Origin of the sequence: Enterococcus sp. DIV2371 (assembly GCF_050498525.1) — a bacterium.
GTDB lineage: Bacteria > Bacillota > Bacilli > Lactobacillales > Enterococcaceae > Enterococcus_B > Enterococcus_B mangumiae.
In genome coordinates this window covers 409,708-425,259 of the sequence record NZ_JBIPAJ010000001.1, presented here as the reverse complement: position 1 = coordinate 425,259, position 15,552 = coordinate 409,708, and the positions used below count along the sequence as shown (strand labels likewise).

Here is a 15,552-nt window from a genome sequence, read left to right as displayed (position 1 = left end):
TGGTTTTTTCATATACATACGATAGCATATATGCCGTCAAAAAGTAATATGCGTGGTATCCATTTTCTAGATGTGACACTCAATCCATCACTCAATTTTCACCACAAACGCTTCATAAGGACGTAATTCAACTTCTCCCATAGGCACTTCTCGGTCATAGTTTGCAATGATCAGTTCCGTTGTTTCTTGTGGAACAGTCAATTCATGTGTTTGTTCAGATAAGTTACAGATGATCAACCAACGTTCTTCATTGAGTGTCCGATAATATGCGAAGACTTCATCTGGAGTTTCTGCCAACAATTCATATTCTCCCCAGACAATGATTTCATTGTGTTTGCGTAACTCGATCAAGCGTTTGTACGTATGGAAAATCGAAGATGGATCTGCCACTGCTTGTTTCGCATTGATGCTTGGATAGTTGGGATTGACGGATAGCCAAGGTGTTCCTGTCGTAAATCCGCCATGTGCTGTTTCATCCCATTGCATCGGCGTACGCGCGTTGTCACGACCTTTCGCATTGATAGACTGCAAGATCTCTTCTTTATGATAGCCAGATGCAAGACGTTCGTGATACATATTGATCGTTTCGATATCTTTTGCTTCTGAGATGTCCTGGATTGGTGCATTTGTCATGCCTAGTTCTTCCCCTTGATAAATATAAGGAGTCCCTTTCATCATGTGCAATAAAATAGCAAACATTTTCGCACTTTCTACGCGATATTCCTGATCATTCCCCCAACGTGAAACGATTCTCGGCAAATCATGATTATTCCAAAACAAGCTGTTCCAGCCTTCATCACCTAACGCTGTCTGCCATTTTGACAAAACTTGTTTCAGTTCAGAAACATCTAAAGCTTTTAGATCCCATTTATCCTTGCCTGCTTGCTGGTCCAAAATCATATGTTCAAATTGGAAGATCATGGATAGTTCATTTCTTTTCGGGTCTGAATAAAGCTTCGCGATTTCTGTCGTTGCGCCCCAAGTTTCTCCTACCGTCATCAAATCCTTATCGCCAAAGGTTGCTTGATTCATTTCTTGTAGGTATTCGTGAAGCCGAGGTCCATTATTGGTGATTTCTTGATCGGGTAGTTTGCCGATCGTATCGATGACATCCATGCGGAATCCTCCAATTCCTTTGTCTATCCAAAAATTCATCATGTCATAGACTTCTTGTCTGACTCGCTCGTTCTCCCAATTCAAATCAGGTTGTTTCTTGCTGTATAGATGCAAATAATATTGACCAGTCGTCTCATCAAATTCCCAAGCAGGTCCACTAAAGATCGAACGTAGTGAATTAGGAACGTCACCATTGACTGGATCACGCCAGATATAATAATCTCGATGCGGATTGTCTTTGCTTTTGCGTGATTCGATAAACCATTGATGTTCATCTGATGTGTGATTGACGACTAAATCTAATATGATTTTGATGCCAGATTTCTTGGCTTCCTCAATCAGTTCATCCATTTCAGCCATGGTTCCAAATTCAGCCATGATTGCTTCATAATCGCTGATATCATAGCCATTGTCATCATTTGGAGATTCATAGACCGGGGAAAGCCAAATCGTATCGATCCCTAGATACGTTAAATAATCTAACCTTGAAATAATCCCTCTTAAATCACCGATTCCATCCCCATTCGTATCTTGAAAACTACGTGGATAGACTTGATATACCACTGATTGGTGCCACCATTTTTTCTCCATATGTTCCTCCATTTGTTTTGTCCTATTCTTATAGAAATTGTAACGCTTACAAAAACAAGAGTAAACAGACTTGAGCATGTTACCGATAACATTAAAATCCGGGATTTTGAAATAAAAAAGAGCGTGGGGAAAGTTTCAATCAATGGATTAGCGCCTTAAAACAGAAACTATTGATTGAAATAAGTACAAATTGCTATCAACATGTCCATTTAGAGTGTACTCCAAATTCACAAACAAAACAGCAGTTAAATTTAGTAGTTTTATCTGTAATTTAAACGCGTAAATTAAGCCTTACAATACTTCATTCGGAACACTGCCACACTTTTTACTTTTCTATGTATCCCTATACGGTGATCACAGAAACAATCTCTACGAAAATAAGGTGACATTCACAAAAAAATGGAAGAACAATTTGTCGTAGATGTCACCTTATATTTTCGAGGATAAAAACTTATACCTCCGCTTCTTATATATTTGATTGGCTAGTTAGAACTATATTTTTAATTTCTTGAATATATGAGTTTGTTTCCTGATTTAATTTATAATAAGTAATTACTTTATTAGTAATATCAAAAATATGCCCATTCAACATAGAAAGTATTATATCTTTGTCATCAAACGATTCAATAGCTAACAATTGAGGAGAGACTCTGAGCTGTCCTAAAACACTTAAACCATGAGAGGACGGAGAATAGCGAGAATAAAAATTATCATATTCTAATTCATTACCCATATACTCAAAAAGCTGTCTAATGGTTCGATGATTTCCATCCTCATTAAACCAATTTTGTCTATCCCTTAACTTCATTTTATTTGTAAAGCAACTATTTATTTTACCTTTTATATATATTTCATATGAATCTAAGTTCTGATAAGAAGAGTTATTTTGTTTTTGTAATGCAACATCTATATCATTTTTGTATCTTTCTTTTTGAGAGACTTCTAAATGGTCAAATGTTTTCTTTAAATTTTTAATACCAACATGTTTTTGCCAATAAAAACACGCTTTCCCTCTTTCTTTAGTATTTTTTTCCAGAATATAGCTTAAATATATATAAACTTCTAAGAATGAACGAAATATCATACCAATATTATCAGTTAGCCCAACTTTATATAAATAATTTATTGTTTCCGCTTTATCTACTAAATCGACGTATAGTGATTTTATTACCATATCATGAATGTCTAATTCGTTACTATCCTTTGGATTTGCTTTAAATACTTGCATAGAAATACTCTTATAGATTGGTATAACTTCTTCTTTAAATTCCATATCTTTGATTCCTTTCTATTAAAACATAAGTTTCTACTTGACAGATATTTGAATTAGATGTCTAACTTATCTTCGAACTCATTAATAGTAAATTTTTCATCTGATATTTTAGTCAGCATAGGAGTAATTCGCATTGCTGCTTCAGGGAAACCTTTGATTTCTAAATCAGTCAAATGATTATATTTTTTTGTACATACGCTTATTACTTTCGTTTTCCAATTAATTTTAATCAAGCCAAGTTTTTTTAAAATATAAATAAATTCTAGGTAGTTTTCCTTAAATATTATTTCTAATGCGTCCCAGTACTGTTTTTGCCATTCAAAATTATCCCATTTTTGATTTATAGTTAATACAACAATAAAATACATACTTTTCTTTTTACCATCTATGAAGTCCAAGGATTCTAAATCTAGATTAGGAAATAATATAGCAAGGTTTGCAAAATTTATTTTCAAATACTTCTCAAAAAAGAATAGTTTTTGTGTAAAATCGAAAGAATGAGTATTTAAAATAGTTTCCCATTCGTCAATAACAGCCTCAAAATCAATGGTTTTTATTTTGTTTATAGTTATTTGTTTTTCAAACAAAATGATATACTCCAACAAATATGAAGATTTATTATTGTAAATGTTGTCTAAAGTCGCATCACGTAATTTTGTTGTAATTTCACGATCAAGTTTTTTATAATTTCGTAAAATATACTCGGAAAGTTCATCATTTAATGAGCCATAGGAAATAAGGTGCTCATTAATATTGGTATCATTTAAAAGCTTTATTACTTCAGAATACTTCAGTTTTAATACTTTCTCATAAAGATAATATCCTTTTCTATTTCTTATAAAAGGTGATGGATATTCATCATTGTCATTTAATAAACTTTTAATCACAGCCGTAAATTCGTTACAATGATCTTTAATAATAGTGATTCCCCCAGTATCAACTAATTCTTTGTACTCACTATGATAAAATAAATATAAATAGATAACTATTAATTGTTGCTCGATTTGGACAATATCTTTCTTATTTCTCTTTTCTAATTCCTCTATCAAATAGTAATGAAATATTTTTCTTTCTCTAAGGTTTCTTTGTTCTTTAATAAAGAGTTCAATTAGATTTACAGAAATATTTATCGAAAAAGTAGTTTCAATTTTTTTAAAATAGTTGGTCCATATATTACTAGGATGTAAGCTGTAAGGTAACTCAATTTTTTGATTGATAATTTTTTGCAGGTACTTATCTTCTTTAAAATTTATCTGTGTATAATCCCCAACAAAAACTATAGCTAATTTACCATTCAAACTATTAAATAATTTATAAGATTCTTCTTGCTTATCCTTCGATACGCGATCAAAATCATCTATTATTAATACCTTATTTTTTAAAAAATATGATGATAAAGAAGACTGAAAAAATTTGTAATACATACTGTCTGTTTTAAATTTAAAAAACTGCCATACTGAAACAAACAAAGCTAATATAGTTCCTATAGGTACTATATATTGCGAGAAAATATTACTCTTAAAATGATCAGACAGGATTTTTCCTAAATCCAAATTGATAGCTGGTGTAACTAAAATTGATACTACGACAGCTACTACTATCAATAATCTTGATAATACACTTATTATTGGATGAAGTTCTGAAAAACATATACTTATAACAGATCTTTCGTCTTTTACATTCCACAAATTAACATTGTTAAATTTTTTATTACTATACTTTTGTACTTCACTCAAATATACTGTTTTTCCAGTTCCCCATTCCCCATTTAAAAAAAAGTTAAATTCTGATTCAATAAATTTGCAAAATACTCTGCACTATTTTTTGTATCAATCTCTTCTAAATCATAAATTACTTTCAATTGATTTTTATTCCGTTTAAATTTGAATATCATATATTTTAATATAAAAAAAATCACATACAAAATAGTAGTCAAAAGAACAAAGTTCTTCATATTGTCAATACTCATACCGTTCTGTAAAAAATACACCAACCAACAAAGTAAATTAAACATCTTAATCTTAGCTTCTATATTTACTATTTTCATATCATTCTCTCTTTCGCAACTCAGTTGTAATACCATATTTCGTACGATATCTTCTAAAGGTCCTTCTGTTAATTCCTGTTTGTTGCTCGACTTCTTTATCTGTACATCCCTCCAAAAATAATTTGAATGCTAATTGAAGGCGTGGATCATTTTCTCTGTACTTTGGTTTTCCTCCTTTGTATTTTCCTTTTGCTTTAGCAAGTGCAATTCCTTGTCTCTGAGTTTCAAGTATATACTTACGTTCGTCCTCTGCCTGATACTTGTATAACTCAATAATCAAGTCGTTTAGTAAGCGACGTAGGTTATCATCAGTGATCCCACTTAAAGCTGGTAGATTTAAGACTTCAAATGTTGCCTTTTTCATCTGGATCAAGTTCATTGTTTCCATTAATTCTTTATTATTACGTCCAAGTCGTTTTAATTCAGTTACTACAACAATATCGTCTTCACGAATAGATTTCATCATCTCTTGGAACGCTACTCGATTTGTATCTTTTCCACTTAACTTATCAGTAAAAATTTTATCACAGTCAGATAAAAGCTCTAATTGTCGATTTAAATTCTGATCCAATCTACTTACTCTTGCATAACCAATTTTTGCCATAAAAAATTCTCCCCCACGAAAAATTTTGAAAATTTTTGAAAACCTGTTGCCCAACTTAGTTGACCTCTTAAAAATCCAAGTATATCACGAATACATAAAAAGACCAACAGGGTATCCCCTGTTGGACTAAACAATTAATTAATGATTTTTGGGTTTTCAGTACTCATTTTTTTCTGGACTTAAATTTTACTGAAGATAATCCAATTACATAATAAAATATTAGACTATAAATACCACTAGGTCTGAAGTCTCGATTAACGATATATTCAACAGTAATCCAAAATGCACTTGCAATTAATCCCGAATAGATTACGGTTAAATATGGGTGGTCTTCAGTAAATTTTTTTAATTTCATATATTAAAGTGTGCTATACCTAGTAGCCACTTCTTTGCCAGCAGCATCGTAACCTCTTTGGAAATTGAATCCAATCCACCCATTTTTATTCTTATCCCAAAGTTTAGCGACCGACGCACCAGGTTTAGATCCCATGTTAGACCAACCAACCGCATTTAATAGTGATTGTAATGCCCACATAGGTACTACCCCAAAAATTCCCAATACTGAACCAAGTCCTGAATAAAATGCTGTATTAATTGCATTAGTTGCTACACCAGTAGAAACTGCAACGTTCGTGTAGATTGAACTACCCCATCGAGATACATTAGCTTTGAGCATGGAGTCTGTCTTTACAACAGAAATACTTCCATCTTCATGTACTTCAGCGTAAACTCCAGGGGGCATCTCTGGAGTATGTACAGTCTTCACTACAGTTGACTCATCAATAAATTCTTCTGCACATGCAACACTACTTGGAACCAACGTGGATAATAACATGCAAGAACTAAGAACTAAAACAGTAATTTTCTTTTTCATTTTTCCACTCCTCAAATTGTATTTGTTACAATCATTACAATAACATACTTGTAGAGCAAAAAATAAATTAATCAAAACATGCCGTTTTAATGACATTTTTGCTTAAAAAACCTATTAAAAGATATTATTTTATATATAATAACTTAAAAAAACACATTAAAATAACTAGACAAGCAAATATCATCTATCGAGTTAACATAATTATAATATTAAATATATTTGTCGTCTTTGTATTGATCAATTATCATCACTTGTTTTACAATATCTTCTTTCATCTGTTTAGCAACCAAGCTAGGACGAATTTTTCTAATCAATTTTGATAAGGTACGTAGTCAAGGAAATTTGCAATCGTCGTTAGAACTACCTCATCACTAAATAATTCGACTAATCGTATAAACTTAAAACGAGGGATTGCTGCTACGTAATTAGCAAAGTTTTTATCAGTGTATTCAAAAGATCACATATATTTTAAACTTTTATTATCGTAAAGATCGATTAATTTCATGTCGTCATATTCTAGTCCTTATTTTTCAACGGTTCGATTTGTGGGTGGGACAAAAATTAAAATTCATTTTTGTTTCATACCTTAAAACCAAATAAACGGTGTTTGCAAACCAGCTCCTTCAACATTAAGCTAAAAAATTGTCAAATATAAAAAGCAATTTTCTACCTTACTGCTCAGGTCAAAACAATTCTGTCACAACCTCGTCGAACCAGTGATCGGTCATCTAAAGGCTCACTTGGTGTGCTAACGTTTTTACTTACACGGGCGAGTGATATCAGATTGGCGCTCATAGTACTAGATCTAAGGAAATTAGGGAAACACATGGATAAAAAGTGTGTATATAACTAAAAACAAGTCCAATTTTGACAAAAACACATCAAAATCAGACTCGTTTTTTATTTTCGAGAAAGGACGACTGGACTGTCCCACACTCTTTAAAATCGAATGAATACTCAAGTTCCACCTAAATCAAATTAAACATTCAAGATCCACATAAACCCGATAAAGACAAAGAACAAAGCATACATGATCGGCGAAACTTCTTTGCCACGTTTCGCTGCTAGCATGGTGATTGGATAAAAGATAAAGCCTAATGCAATCCCATCTGAGATACTATAAGTCAATGGCATACCGATCAAGATCAAGAATGCAGGAATGGCAATCTCCATTTTTCCCCATTCGATCTGACGTAATGATTGTGCCATCAACACCCCGACTAAAATCAGTGCAGGTGCAGTGACTTGAGAAGTCACCACTGATAATAATGGAGAGAAAAACAAGCCGAACAAGAATAAGATCCCTGTGGTGATCGCAGTTAAGCCAGAACGGCCACCGACGGCGATTCCTGCGGATGACTCAACAAAAGCCCCGACTGGCGATGTACCTAACAATGAACCAGCTAACATCGCAGTAGAATCCGAAGCCAATGCCTTCCCAACACGTGGCATTTTGTTATCTTGCATGAAACCAGCTTGGTTTGCTAGACCAACCAAAGTTCCAGCTGTATCAAAGAATGTCACTAACAAGAACGTCAAGACGACTACCCACATTTGTAAGCTATTGATATCACCGATGTGTTTCAATGCTACTAAGAATGTAGGTTTCAAGCTCGGTGCTGCTGCTACAAGCTGTGAAGGCATAGGAATCAGTCCAGTGACTAGCCCTAAAATCGTTGTTGCCACCATGCCGATAAAAATACCGCCTGGTACGCGTCGGACTAATAAAATTGCTGTGACAACCAACCCAAAAATCGTCAGCCAAGTAGAACCAACACTCAATGAACCCAAGCCAACAAGGGTCGATTCATTCGCAACGATCAATCCACCTTCACTCAATCCTAGAAAAGCAATAAATAAGCCGATCCCACCTGAGATCGCAAACTTTAAGTCTGTTGGAATGGCATCAATGATCATTTCACGCAATTTAAAAATAGTGATCAAAATAAAAATCAATGAAGCAACAAACACCCCTGCTAACGCTGTTTCCCATGGAATCCCCATACCTAAACAGACTGAGTAAGCAAAAAAGGCATTGATTCCTAACGCAGGCGCTGTGCCAATTGGATAGCGTGCCACGACACCCATCAAAATACAACCGATCGCACTCGCTAATGCAGTTGCAGTAAATACTGCTCCTTCATCCATTCCTGAAGCTCCAAGCACTGTTGGATTGACAAATAAGATATATGCCATAGAGATAAATGTTGTAAAACCAGCCAATATCTCCCGTTTCACTGTGGTATTCAGTGCGTCAATCTCGAAGTAGGAAAGTATTTTTCCCTTCATCATCCATCCCCCTAAAACCGAACATTTATAAAAAAGTTCTTACTATATTAGATTTATTAATAAAACAACGTGTTTAATGTTATCCCAAATCAAGAAATAAGTAAACAAAAAATTCGGATTTAATTAAAAATCCGAACATTGGCGTTTAGCTATTCCGCTTTCATTTAGAGAAGAATGTTTCGATTACTAACAAATAAAACTAAGTACACAACAGGTGGAGAGACCGCTATTTATGCGTTTCTTTCCCGATTCGCTTTTGTTCTTCCGCACGAAATTTTTGATTATCGATTTGGCTGATTGGCAAATTACTCCCTTTCCCACGATAATCCAAAGAATTTAACCCACCTAATCCTGTATCGACCATTTTATTCCATCCTTTGGCAGGATCTTTCCCAGATTTCAAATTCTTCATTCTCAATTTATCACTCTTTTTGATTCGTTGCTTTTTGAAATAATCTTCTAGTGTTTCAGTGATTGAGACTTTCATCTTCTGCCTCCCTTTCCTCTACTTTTTCTGTCGATTCTAATTTGGCAATCACAAAAAAATTTCCTTCTGGATCGGAAAAGTTAAACGTCAACAAGCCATTATTCTCCAAAATCTCACCAGCTGTTTCGATTTGTTCATAAAACTCTTCAAACTTATCGGTAAAGAAAATCATAGACGGTGGTGGGCCTAATACTTCTGGTGAGAATCGTTCAACGAATGTCCGAGGGAAAATAGCCAGCTCAAACTCTTGTGATACACGCAAGACGATACTTTGGTATTCTTCCGGTAATTCCAGTGTTTCAACTATTTCTGCCTTTAACTGCTCAACGAAAAATCGACTGACTAATGCGACATCTTCGACATATAGCATGACACGAGATTTATGGATCATTTGACAACGCCTCCTCTAAATAAAAGCTTGTTTTCATTATAGCACGAAAGCGGAAACACACTTAGTGGAACTGACTTCTATGTAAGTAGAGGAAGATCGTGCGAATGTTACTCATTTTCATGTGAACTCTATCAAGAAAAAAAGCACCCGCTGTCTTCAAGTTTACCTAATTTGAAGATAGCGGGTGCTTCCTCCACTTACAAAGTGATTTCTGGTTGTTCTTGCGTCACTGTTTGTCTATTGCTCGTCACACCAAATGTCCGTTCAATGTCCTCTTGTAAAGCAGCCATTGCTTTTTTGGCAACTTCCGCTTGTTGTTCGTTGACTGCTTCAATCACCAACACAGCATTCGTTGTTTCTTCTGTTAGCATCGTTCGCTGTGCTTCACGCCAGTTAAAGCAACGGCAGATTGCACCTTCATGATCATAGTAGATGATTTCTTCTGGTAATGCAGGAGCGTCTACTTCTGCGCCTAAAGGCAGGAAGCTTTCTCCACCTTGTGCTTTTCCTAAATGAAGATCACCGGCGATTTTTGCTAGATCTTCTCCGCCACAGGGCACGCCAAAGCGTAAAGAGATACTATTATAAATATCAACTAATGGATTGATTGGGAAAAATTCACGACTTTGACTAGCTCTTTTTAGCAGTGCTTCGATCGATGAACGTGCGCCTTTTTTTGTTTTGAACTGTGTAAATGCTTGACGCCATTGAGCGACTACTTCATTTTGACTGAAGGGTTCTTCTGTTAAATAATTTCTTGCTTCTTTAGCAGCGTTGTTCAAGCGCTCATAATACTCTCCTTCGTTTTCTTCAACCACTTGATTGTTGATGCCTTCCACAGTTAAAATTTCGATCGTAGCTTTCGGGAAGACTTCCCAAAAAGATGGATCTACTATAAATTTTTTCATTCGTTACACCTCATTGATTTTTTTTACTAGGATATGATCGATCTGTGCATCATCGCCCATATAAAACACGTGTTGTCCTTGGCGGATGAAGCCATGTTTCCGATAAAAAGCTTGAGCTGGCTCATTGTGTTCCCACACGCCTAACCACACAGCTGCTTTTTCCTGTAATTTTGCCTGATTCAATGCCCAATTCATCAAATGTGTGCCAATCCCTTTTTTCTTATAAGGAGGCCGAACATAGATCCGTTCGATTTCTAAATGATCCTCAGGCATTTCTTCAGATTGTGCCTTCCCAGTATTCAGTTTTAGATAGCCTACAATTTCTTCATGCTCTAGTGCCCAGAAAAAAGCAGACTCTGGATTGATCAATTCTTTTGACAATCGTTGGACGTCATAAGCTTCTGCAAGATAGGCAGCCATATCTGCCTGCGTATTATATTCACCAAACGTATCTGTGTACGTTTCGATACTGATTGCTTGAAGCAGTGTCGCTTCACTCTGCGCAATCGGTCTGATCTCTAGTTTCTCCACTAAAACATCCCTCTCAATACAGGCGCTTATTGCCTTTTTTCACATAATTCCAGTCTTCACTAATATTTTTTCTTACATGTGTCAATAATCTTTCCAACTGCTTGATTTCTTCTTCAGACAAACCAGCCAAAGCGACCTGTGTAGAATAATGATGTTCTCGAATAATCATCGGATAGAGTGCTTCTCCTTGCTCTGTCGGATAACACCTTTTGTTTTTCTTGTTCTGTTCATCAGTCACTCGTCGAATCAGTCCATTGCTTTCCAGCTTCTTTAATGCTCGGGCAGTTGTCGTACGATCAACTTTGAGCATTTCTGCTATTTTTTCTTGAATGATTCCCGGATTTTCACAAATCCTCACGAGATAAAGATACTGTCCTCTTGTCAGCGCAACCTCTTTGAACTCAATATTACTGATCGAATCTAACGCTCGGGCAATCGCCCCGATCTCTCTAATGATTTCTGCCATCTTCTCTCTCCTTCGGTCGTACTTCTATTGTACTTATTTTTGTTGCATTTGCAACAAAAAAATAGCTCAATCAATCAAAATAAGGTAAAATCCCATTAGCTAAGATGGCAAGTTGTTCTTCTGTCGTCCGTTTTTGGGAAAGGGCAGGTAAATCATCTAATGCAAAAAAAGCGCTATTTGAAGTTTCGTTATTCGCGACAAAAGAACCTTCGATAACCGAACAACCGAAAATGACTTTATAGTATTGAAATGCTTGCGGGAGATCTTTTCGGGCATTTGTATCAAAAATAGCAAGCAGCTGATCCACCCTCACCGTTAGCCCAGTTTCTTCTTTGACCTCTTTTTCGATATTTTCCTTTGGCGAATAGCCAATTTCTGCAAATCCACCTGGTAAGGCCCATTCTTTGGTGTGATGATCTTCCACCAGTAAGATCTCATTTTCTCGTTTGATAAACGCACGTACATCGACTTTTGGTGTTGGATAGCCTTCATTTTTCTCTAAAATAAAAGTCAATTGTTCTTCGATTTCCTTTTCGCCATCACTCAATAAAGATAAAGCAATCGATTTCAATTCTTGGTAACGTTCCTCGTCAAAGGGATCTTTCCCATAGAATAGACCGGCTTCTGCGATCGCTAATAAGCGTTTGTATTGTTCGATTTTTGTTTTGATTTTCATTCACACCTTTCAATAAAATCTCTCTGTTATCTATTGTCAAATTTATAAGAAACCGCTTATACACGTCAAGGGTTATGCTATAATTTGATTTGAAGGAGGGATGTCTGATGTACTCGCTCATGCACAAGATCATCACTGAAAAAGATTTACAACGACAAGTCACATTGATCGAACTACTGCTAAATCATCCTAAAATCACTGTCAATGAACTTGCTGAAGAAACCAATACAACGGAACGTACGATTTTTTCCGATTTACAAGTGATCCGTTCACAATTACCTGAAGGCTGGGTGATCGATAGTGATCAGTCAGGGATCCGTTTACTCAATCAAAAAAATTTACTTGCCAATGATCTATGGGAGTTATTTCTAAAACAATCCGTCAGTGTGCAATTGATCAAGGAACTTTTGTTCACAAAAGAATGTTCGACAACGAATTTCTTAGCAGCCAACGGACTTTCTTATGAAACGTTGAAACGCCATACAAGAAAGGTCAATCGTCAACTCGTTCCTTACGGGTTACAGATCAAGCTGACAAAATATACAAGCACGATGACCGGTTCTGAAAATGCGATCCGCTTGTTCTATCATCGTCTTTTGATGCCCTTTACCCATAACAATTATTTTTTTGAAGACTATTCCATTCATGAAACGCATTATTTCCGTTTTTTAAAAAGACTGAAACAAACCCCTTTTTCTGTTGAAACAGAAGAGATTTTCGGGATATGTTGGTTTTTTATCAACACGATTCGTGTCAAAGCAAATTGTCGGATCGATGACTTTTTCTTTGAGCCTGAGGATGCCCTTTACTCTGTTTATACTACTGAACTTACTGCTCTTTATGAATTAGAAGGGGTGTATTTACAAAAAGATGAATTGATTTTTGCTTTCTTTTGCTTTTTAGAAAGCTGGAATTACAATAATCAATACCAAGAACCCGTGGCAGACCTCTTGCAAAGTTATCCTTTTTCAGGCAAGATCAAACAATTCGTTCAAGATTTGGCTGATACCTTGCATTTGGAAGAATTAAACGAGACGAAACTTGCGGATAACTTGATTCTTTTACTGCTGAAATACCATGAATCACCGATTTTGATCGAACAGTTGAATTTACAGTACCAGTACTTCTTAGAAGAATATGAACGACAATATCCACAGTTGTATCCATTCAAACAAGAACTACTTGCTCAATTGAAACAAGAATTGCCTGTTCAAGAAGACGAATATTTTTTACATCTTCTATCATTCTTGATCCAACAAGCGATCCTATCCGTTCGTCCGAATAAGCTGAACCTGTATTTCTTCTTTCAAGGCGAACCCTCTTGGAAAGCTTTTTTACAACAAGAGTTAAATGATTATTTTGGCAAACGAGTGCAATTGATCCCAGTAGAATTATCACAACTTTCCGATATAACGTTCCATAAAAACGACTTGTTCGTCTCGAACACCCCACTCGACCAAGTCCCGATACCAATCATTTACATCTCCACCATCCCAACCAAAAATGAGCTCGACCAATTGACCGAACTCACATTTAGAAGTTATTTGTAAGGTTGTGAAAGAAGCGCTCAGCACTGAATAATAAGCTAGAAAAATCGAAAATGGCTTTTTCATTTTTGATTTTTTTGGCTTATTATTGAAGTGTTGCTTCTTGAACACCGTTTATCTAGGTTGTGAAAGAAGCGTTTAACACTGAGTAATAAAACGGCTCTATAATAAAGTGGACTGATGAATCAATTCTGATTCGTCAGTCCACTTTTTCTTTTTGGGTATTAAAAAACATATCGTTCTCTAGTATGATTAAATCACCACAAAATAAACAACTGAGAGGACGATATGCTCTATGGAAAATTCTATCAAAAAAATGCTCCGATTAACAGATAAATATTTAACCATCCAAGATGTTTCTTACGAAACGTTCCATCAAACCAATACTTTAGTTATTGACGCAGTGTTAGCTCCTCCTACTTCTGCTTGTTTGACTTGTGGCTCTGCCGTGAGAGATTCGAAGGGGAAAACGGTCATTGTCAAAAATGGCAAGAAAATGACCTGCATTCGTTTCGATCAATTCAACCATTTACCGCTAATCATGCGGCTGAAGAAACAACGTTATCACTGTAGAAACTGCCATACCCATTGGACAGCCCAAAGCTATTTTGTTCGGCCAAATCATTCGATTGCCGAGCATGTAAAAATGAAAATCATTGCTTTACTCACCGAAAAGGTCTCCTTATCTTTTATCGCAAAGCATTGCCAGGTGTCTATTCCAACGGTGACGCGTATTTTGAAGTCGTTAAAAACCTATTTACCAAAACAAGCCAAGCGCCACCTGCCCAAAGTATTGATGGTCGATGAATTTCGTTCCCATGTATCCTCAGAAGATAAGATGAGTTTTATTTGTGCCGATGGGGAAACCGGGCAATTAGTTGATATCTTACCCACTCGAAAATTGTCTCGGTTGACCACTTATTTCCAGACATGTGTGAATCCATCTGACGTCGACTATTTAGTTACTGATATGAATGCGGCGTATTTTCAACTAACAAAAAAAGTATTTCCTCATGCCAAACTGGTCATTGATCGTTTTCATGTGGTCAAACACATGAATCAAGCGTTCCAAGATTTTCGTGTCCGTGAAATGAAACGCCTGATTGCTTCGGGCAATCGGACAATGCCAAGGAAATTAAAAAGCCATTGGCGCTTACTCACCAAAAATCGGAAGAATATCAACCACACAGAATATAAAACTTGGCGTAGCTTTCGTGCCCCAAAGTATCCTTACCTGACAGAAGCCATGGTGCTTGACCGTTTATTAAGTGCTTCAACTGCCTTGAAAGTCGCCTATCAAGCGTTCCATGAACTAGCGGATGCCTTTCGTGACAAAGACCACGAGTCATTTTTCACTCTCTTGCATCAGTTACCAGAAACATTAGATAAAGAATTTCGGCTAAAACTACAAAATCTTCTGAGCTATGAAGAAGGGATTCGTCATTCTTTGATTTATCCTTACTCTAATGGGAAAATTGAAGCAAAAAACACCCACATCAAAACACTCAAACGAGTGTCTTATGGCTTTAAATCATTTGAGAACATGCGCATCCGAATCTTTTTGACGAATCAAGTCATTCACGTCAAATAACGAAGAAAATCCGGAGAAGAAGTGTTCACTTCTTCTTCCGGATTTCACTTGATTGCACTCATCAGTCCTTATTGACAAAGAGCCAATAAAACAGGCAGTCTTCCTCTACAGAAATATAGAGAAAGACTGCCTGTTTAGTTTTACCTATTGAACGATCGACG

The 15,552-nt window shown here is 35.8% G+C and carries 15 protein-coding genes; 2 read left to right on the top strand and 13 right to left on the bottom strand.

What is annotated here, in order from left to right; translation table 11 throughout:
• Positions 1 to 87 precede the first annotated feature (87 nt).
• The 13 genes from IGL24_RS01985 to IGL24_RS01925 form a co-directional block, all read right to left on the bottom strand.
• Positions 88 to 1,707: a glycoside hydrolase family 13 protein gene (locus IGL24_RS01985; RefSeq protein ID WP_207699834.1), complete on the bottom strand. Its 1,620-nt coding sequence runs from the start codon at positions 1,705 to 1,707 to the stop codon at positions 88 to 90.
• Positions 1,708 to 2,173: 466 nt separating this feature from the next.
• Positions 2,174 to 2,980, bottom strand: coding sequence for a DUF5677 domain-containing protein (locus IGL24_RS01980; protein ID WP_207115377.1), 807 nt, complete (start codon positions 2,978 to 2,980; stop codon positions 2,174 to 2,176).
• Positions 2,981 to 3,033: 53 nt separating this feature from the next.
• The gene (locus IGL24_RS01975) at positions 3,034 to 4,716 is read right to left on the bottom strand and encodes a P-loop NTPase fold protein (RefSeq protein WP_429966281.1); all 1,683 of its coding nucleotides are present in this window, start codon (positions 4,714 to 4,716) and stop codon (positions 3,034 to 3,036) included.
• Between the two features lie 32 nt (positions 4,717 to 4,748).
• Entirely contained in the window at positions 4,749 to 5,027 is a 279-nt protein-coding gene (locus IGL24_RS01970; RefSeq protein ID WP_207700470.1) for a hypothetical protein, read from the bottom strand.
• Between the two features lies 1 nt (position 5,028).
• Complete coding sequence (locus tag IGL24_RS01965) at positions 5,029 to 5,631, bottom strand: recombinase family protein (RefSeq protein WP_207115975.1); 603 nt, start codon at positions 5,629 to 5,631, stop codon at positions 5,029 to 5,031.
• A 358-nt stretch (positions 5,632 to 5,989) separates the two neighbouring features.
• Entirely contained in the window at positions 5,990 to 6,505 is a 516-nt protein-coding gene (locus tag IGL24_RS01960) for a hypothetical protein (RefSeq protein WP_429968378.1), read from the bottom strand.
• A 978-nt stretch (positions 6,506 to 7,483) separates the two neighbouring features.
• Positions 7,484 to 8,794: an NCS2 family permease gene (locus tag IGL24_RS01955; protein WP_206855667.1), complete on the bottom strand. Its 1,311-nt coding sequence runs from the start codon at positions 8,792 to 8,794 to the stop codon at positions 7,484 to 7,486.
• A 226-nt stretch (positions 8,795 to 9,020) separates the two neighbouring features.
• Positions 9,021 to 9,281, bottom strand: coding sequence for a hypothetical protein (locus IGL24_RS01950; RefSeq protein WP_207699776.1), 261 nt, complete (start codon positions 9,279 to 9,281; stop codon positions 9,021 to 9,023).
• Positions 9,262 to 9,672 carry a glyoxalase gene (locus IGL24_RS01945; protein ID WP_207115978.1) on the bottom strand — a complete coding sequence of 137 codons (411 nt, stop codon included), beginning with the start codon at positions 9,670 to 9,672 and terminating at the stop codon, positions 9,262 to 9,264. The genes IGL24_RS01950 and IGL24_RS01945 overlap by 20 nt, the downstream gene beginning before the upstream one ends.
• Before the next feature lie 197 nt (positions 9,673 to 9,869).
• Positions 9,870 to 10,580, bottom strand: a complete 711-nt coding sequence (locus IGL24_RS01940) for a B3/B4 domain-containing protein (protein ID WP_206855661.1) — start codon at positions 10,578 to 10,580, stop codon at positions 9,870 to 9,872.
• Positions 10,581 to 10,583: 3 nt separating this feature from the next.
• A complete protein-coding gene (locus tag IGL24_RS01935; protein ID WP_207115979.1) occupies positions 10,584 to 11,111 on the bottom strand; it encodes a GNAT family N-acetyltransferase in 528 nt (175 codons plus the stop codon).
• Between the two features lie 13 nt (positions 11,112 to 11,124).
• Positions 11,125 to 11,577 carry a MarR family winged helix-turn-helix transcriptional regulator gene (locus tag IGL24_RS01930; protein ID WP_206855655.1) on the bottom strand — a complete coding sequence of 151 codons (453 nt, stop codon included), beginning with the start codon at positions 11,575 to 11,577 and terminating at the stop codon, positions 11,125 to 11,127.
• 70 nt (positions 11,578 to 11,647) lie between these two features.
• Entirely contained in the window at positions 11,648 to 12,247 is a 600-nt protein-coding gene (locus tag IGL24_RS01925; protein ID WP_207699779.1) for an NUDIX hydrolase N-terminal domain-containing protein, read from the bottom strand.
• A 113-nt stretch (positions 12,248 to 12,360) separates the two neighbouring features.
• Here IGL24_RS01925 and IGL24_RS01920 point away from each other — a divergent pair, with 113 nt between their 5' ends.
• Positions 12,361 to 13,803: a helix-turn-helix domain-containing protein gene (locus tag IGL24_RS01920; protein WP_207699775.1), complete on the top strand. Its 1,443-nt coding sequence runs from the start codon at positions 12,361 to 12,363 to the stop codon at positions 13,801 to 13,803.
• Positions 13,804 to 14,095: 292 nt separating this feature from the next.
• Positions 14,096 to 15,391, top strand: coding sequence for an ISL3 family transposase (locus IGL24_RS01915; RefSeq protein WP_207115953.1), 1,296 nt, complete (start codon positions 14,096 to 14,098; stop codon positions 15,389 to 15,391).
• The last annotated feature ends 161 nt before the right edge of the window (positions 15,392 to 15,552 follow it).

Excerpts from the sequence above, each read along its gene's own strand:
- IGL24_RS01945 (WP_207115978.1), bottom strand. The coding sequence starts at position 9,672 with ATGATCCATAAATCTCGTGTCATGCTATATGTCGAAGATGTCGCATTA.
- IGL24_RS01915 (WP_207115953.1), top strand. The coding sequence starts at position 14,096 with ATGGAAAATTCTATCAAAAAAATGCTCCGATTAACAGATAAATATTTA.
- IGL24_RS01970 (WP_207700470.1), bottom strand. The coding sequence starts at position 5,027 with ATGAAAATAGTAAATATAGAAGCTAAGATTAAGATGTTTAATTTACTT.
- IGL24_RS01950 (WP_207699776.1), bottom strand. The coding sequence starts at position 9,281 with ATGAAAGTCTCAATCACTGAAACACTAGAAGATTATTTCAAAAAGCAA.
- IGL24_RS01965 (WP_207115975.1), bottom strand. The coding sequence starts at position 5,631 with ATGGCAAAAATTGGTTATGCAAGAGTAAGTAGATTGGATCAGAATTTA.
- IGL24_RS01940 (WP_206855661.1), bottom strand. The coding sequence starts at position 10,580 with ATGAAAAAATTTATAGTAGATCCATCTTTTTGGGAAGTCTTCCCGAAA.
- IGL24_RS01980 (WP_207115377.1), bottom strand. The coding sequence starts at position 2,980 with ATGGAATTTAAAGAAGAAGTTATACCAATCTATAAGAGTATTTCTATG.
- IGL24_RS01930 (WP_206855655.1), bottom strand. The coding sequence starts at position 11,577 with ATGGCAGAAATCATTAGAGAGATCGGGGCGATTGCCCGAGCGTTAGAT.
- IGL24_RS01985 (WP_207699834.1), bottom strand. The coding sequence starts at position 1,707 with ATGGAGAAAAAATGGTGGCACCAATCAGTGGTATATCAAGTCTATCCA.
- IGL24_RS01920 (WP_207699775.1), top strand. The coding sequence starts at position 12,361 with ATGTACTCGCTCATGCACAAGATCATCACTGAAAAAGATTTACAACGA.
- IGL24_RS01955 (WP_206855667.1), bottom strand. The coding sequence starts at position 8,794 with ATGAAGGGAAAAATACTTTCCTACTTCGAGATTGACGCACTGAATACC.
- IGL24_RS01960 (WP_429968378.1), bottom strand. The coding sequence starts at position 6,505 with ATGAAAAAGAAAATTACTGTTTTAGTTCTTAGTTCTTGCATGTTATTA.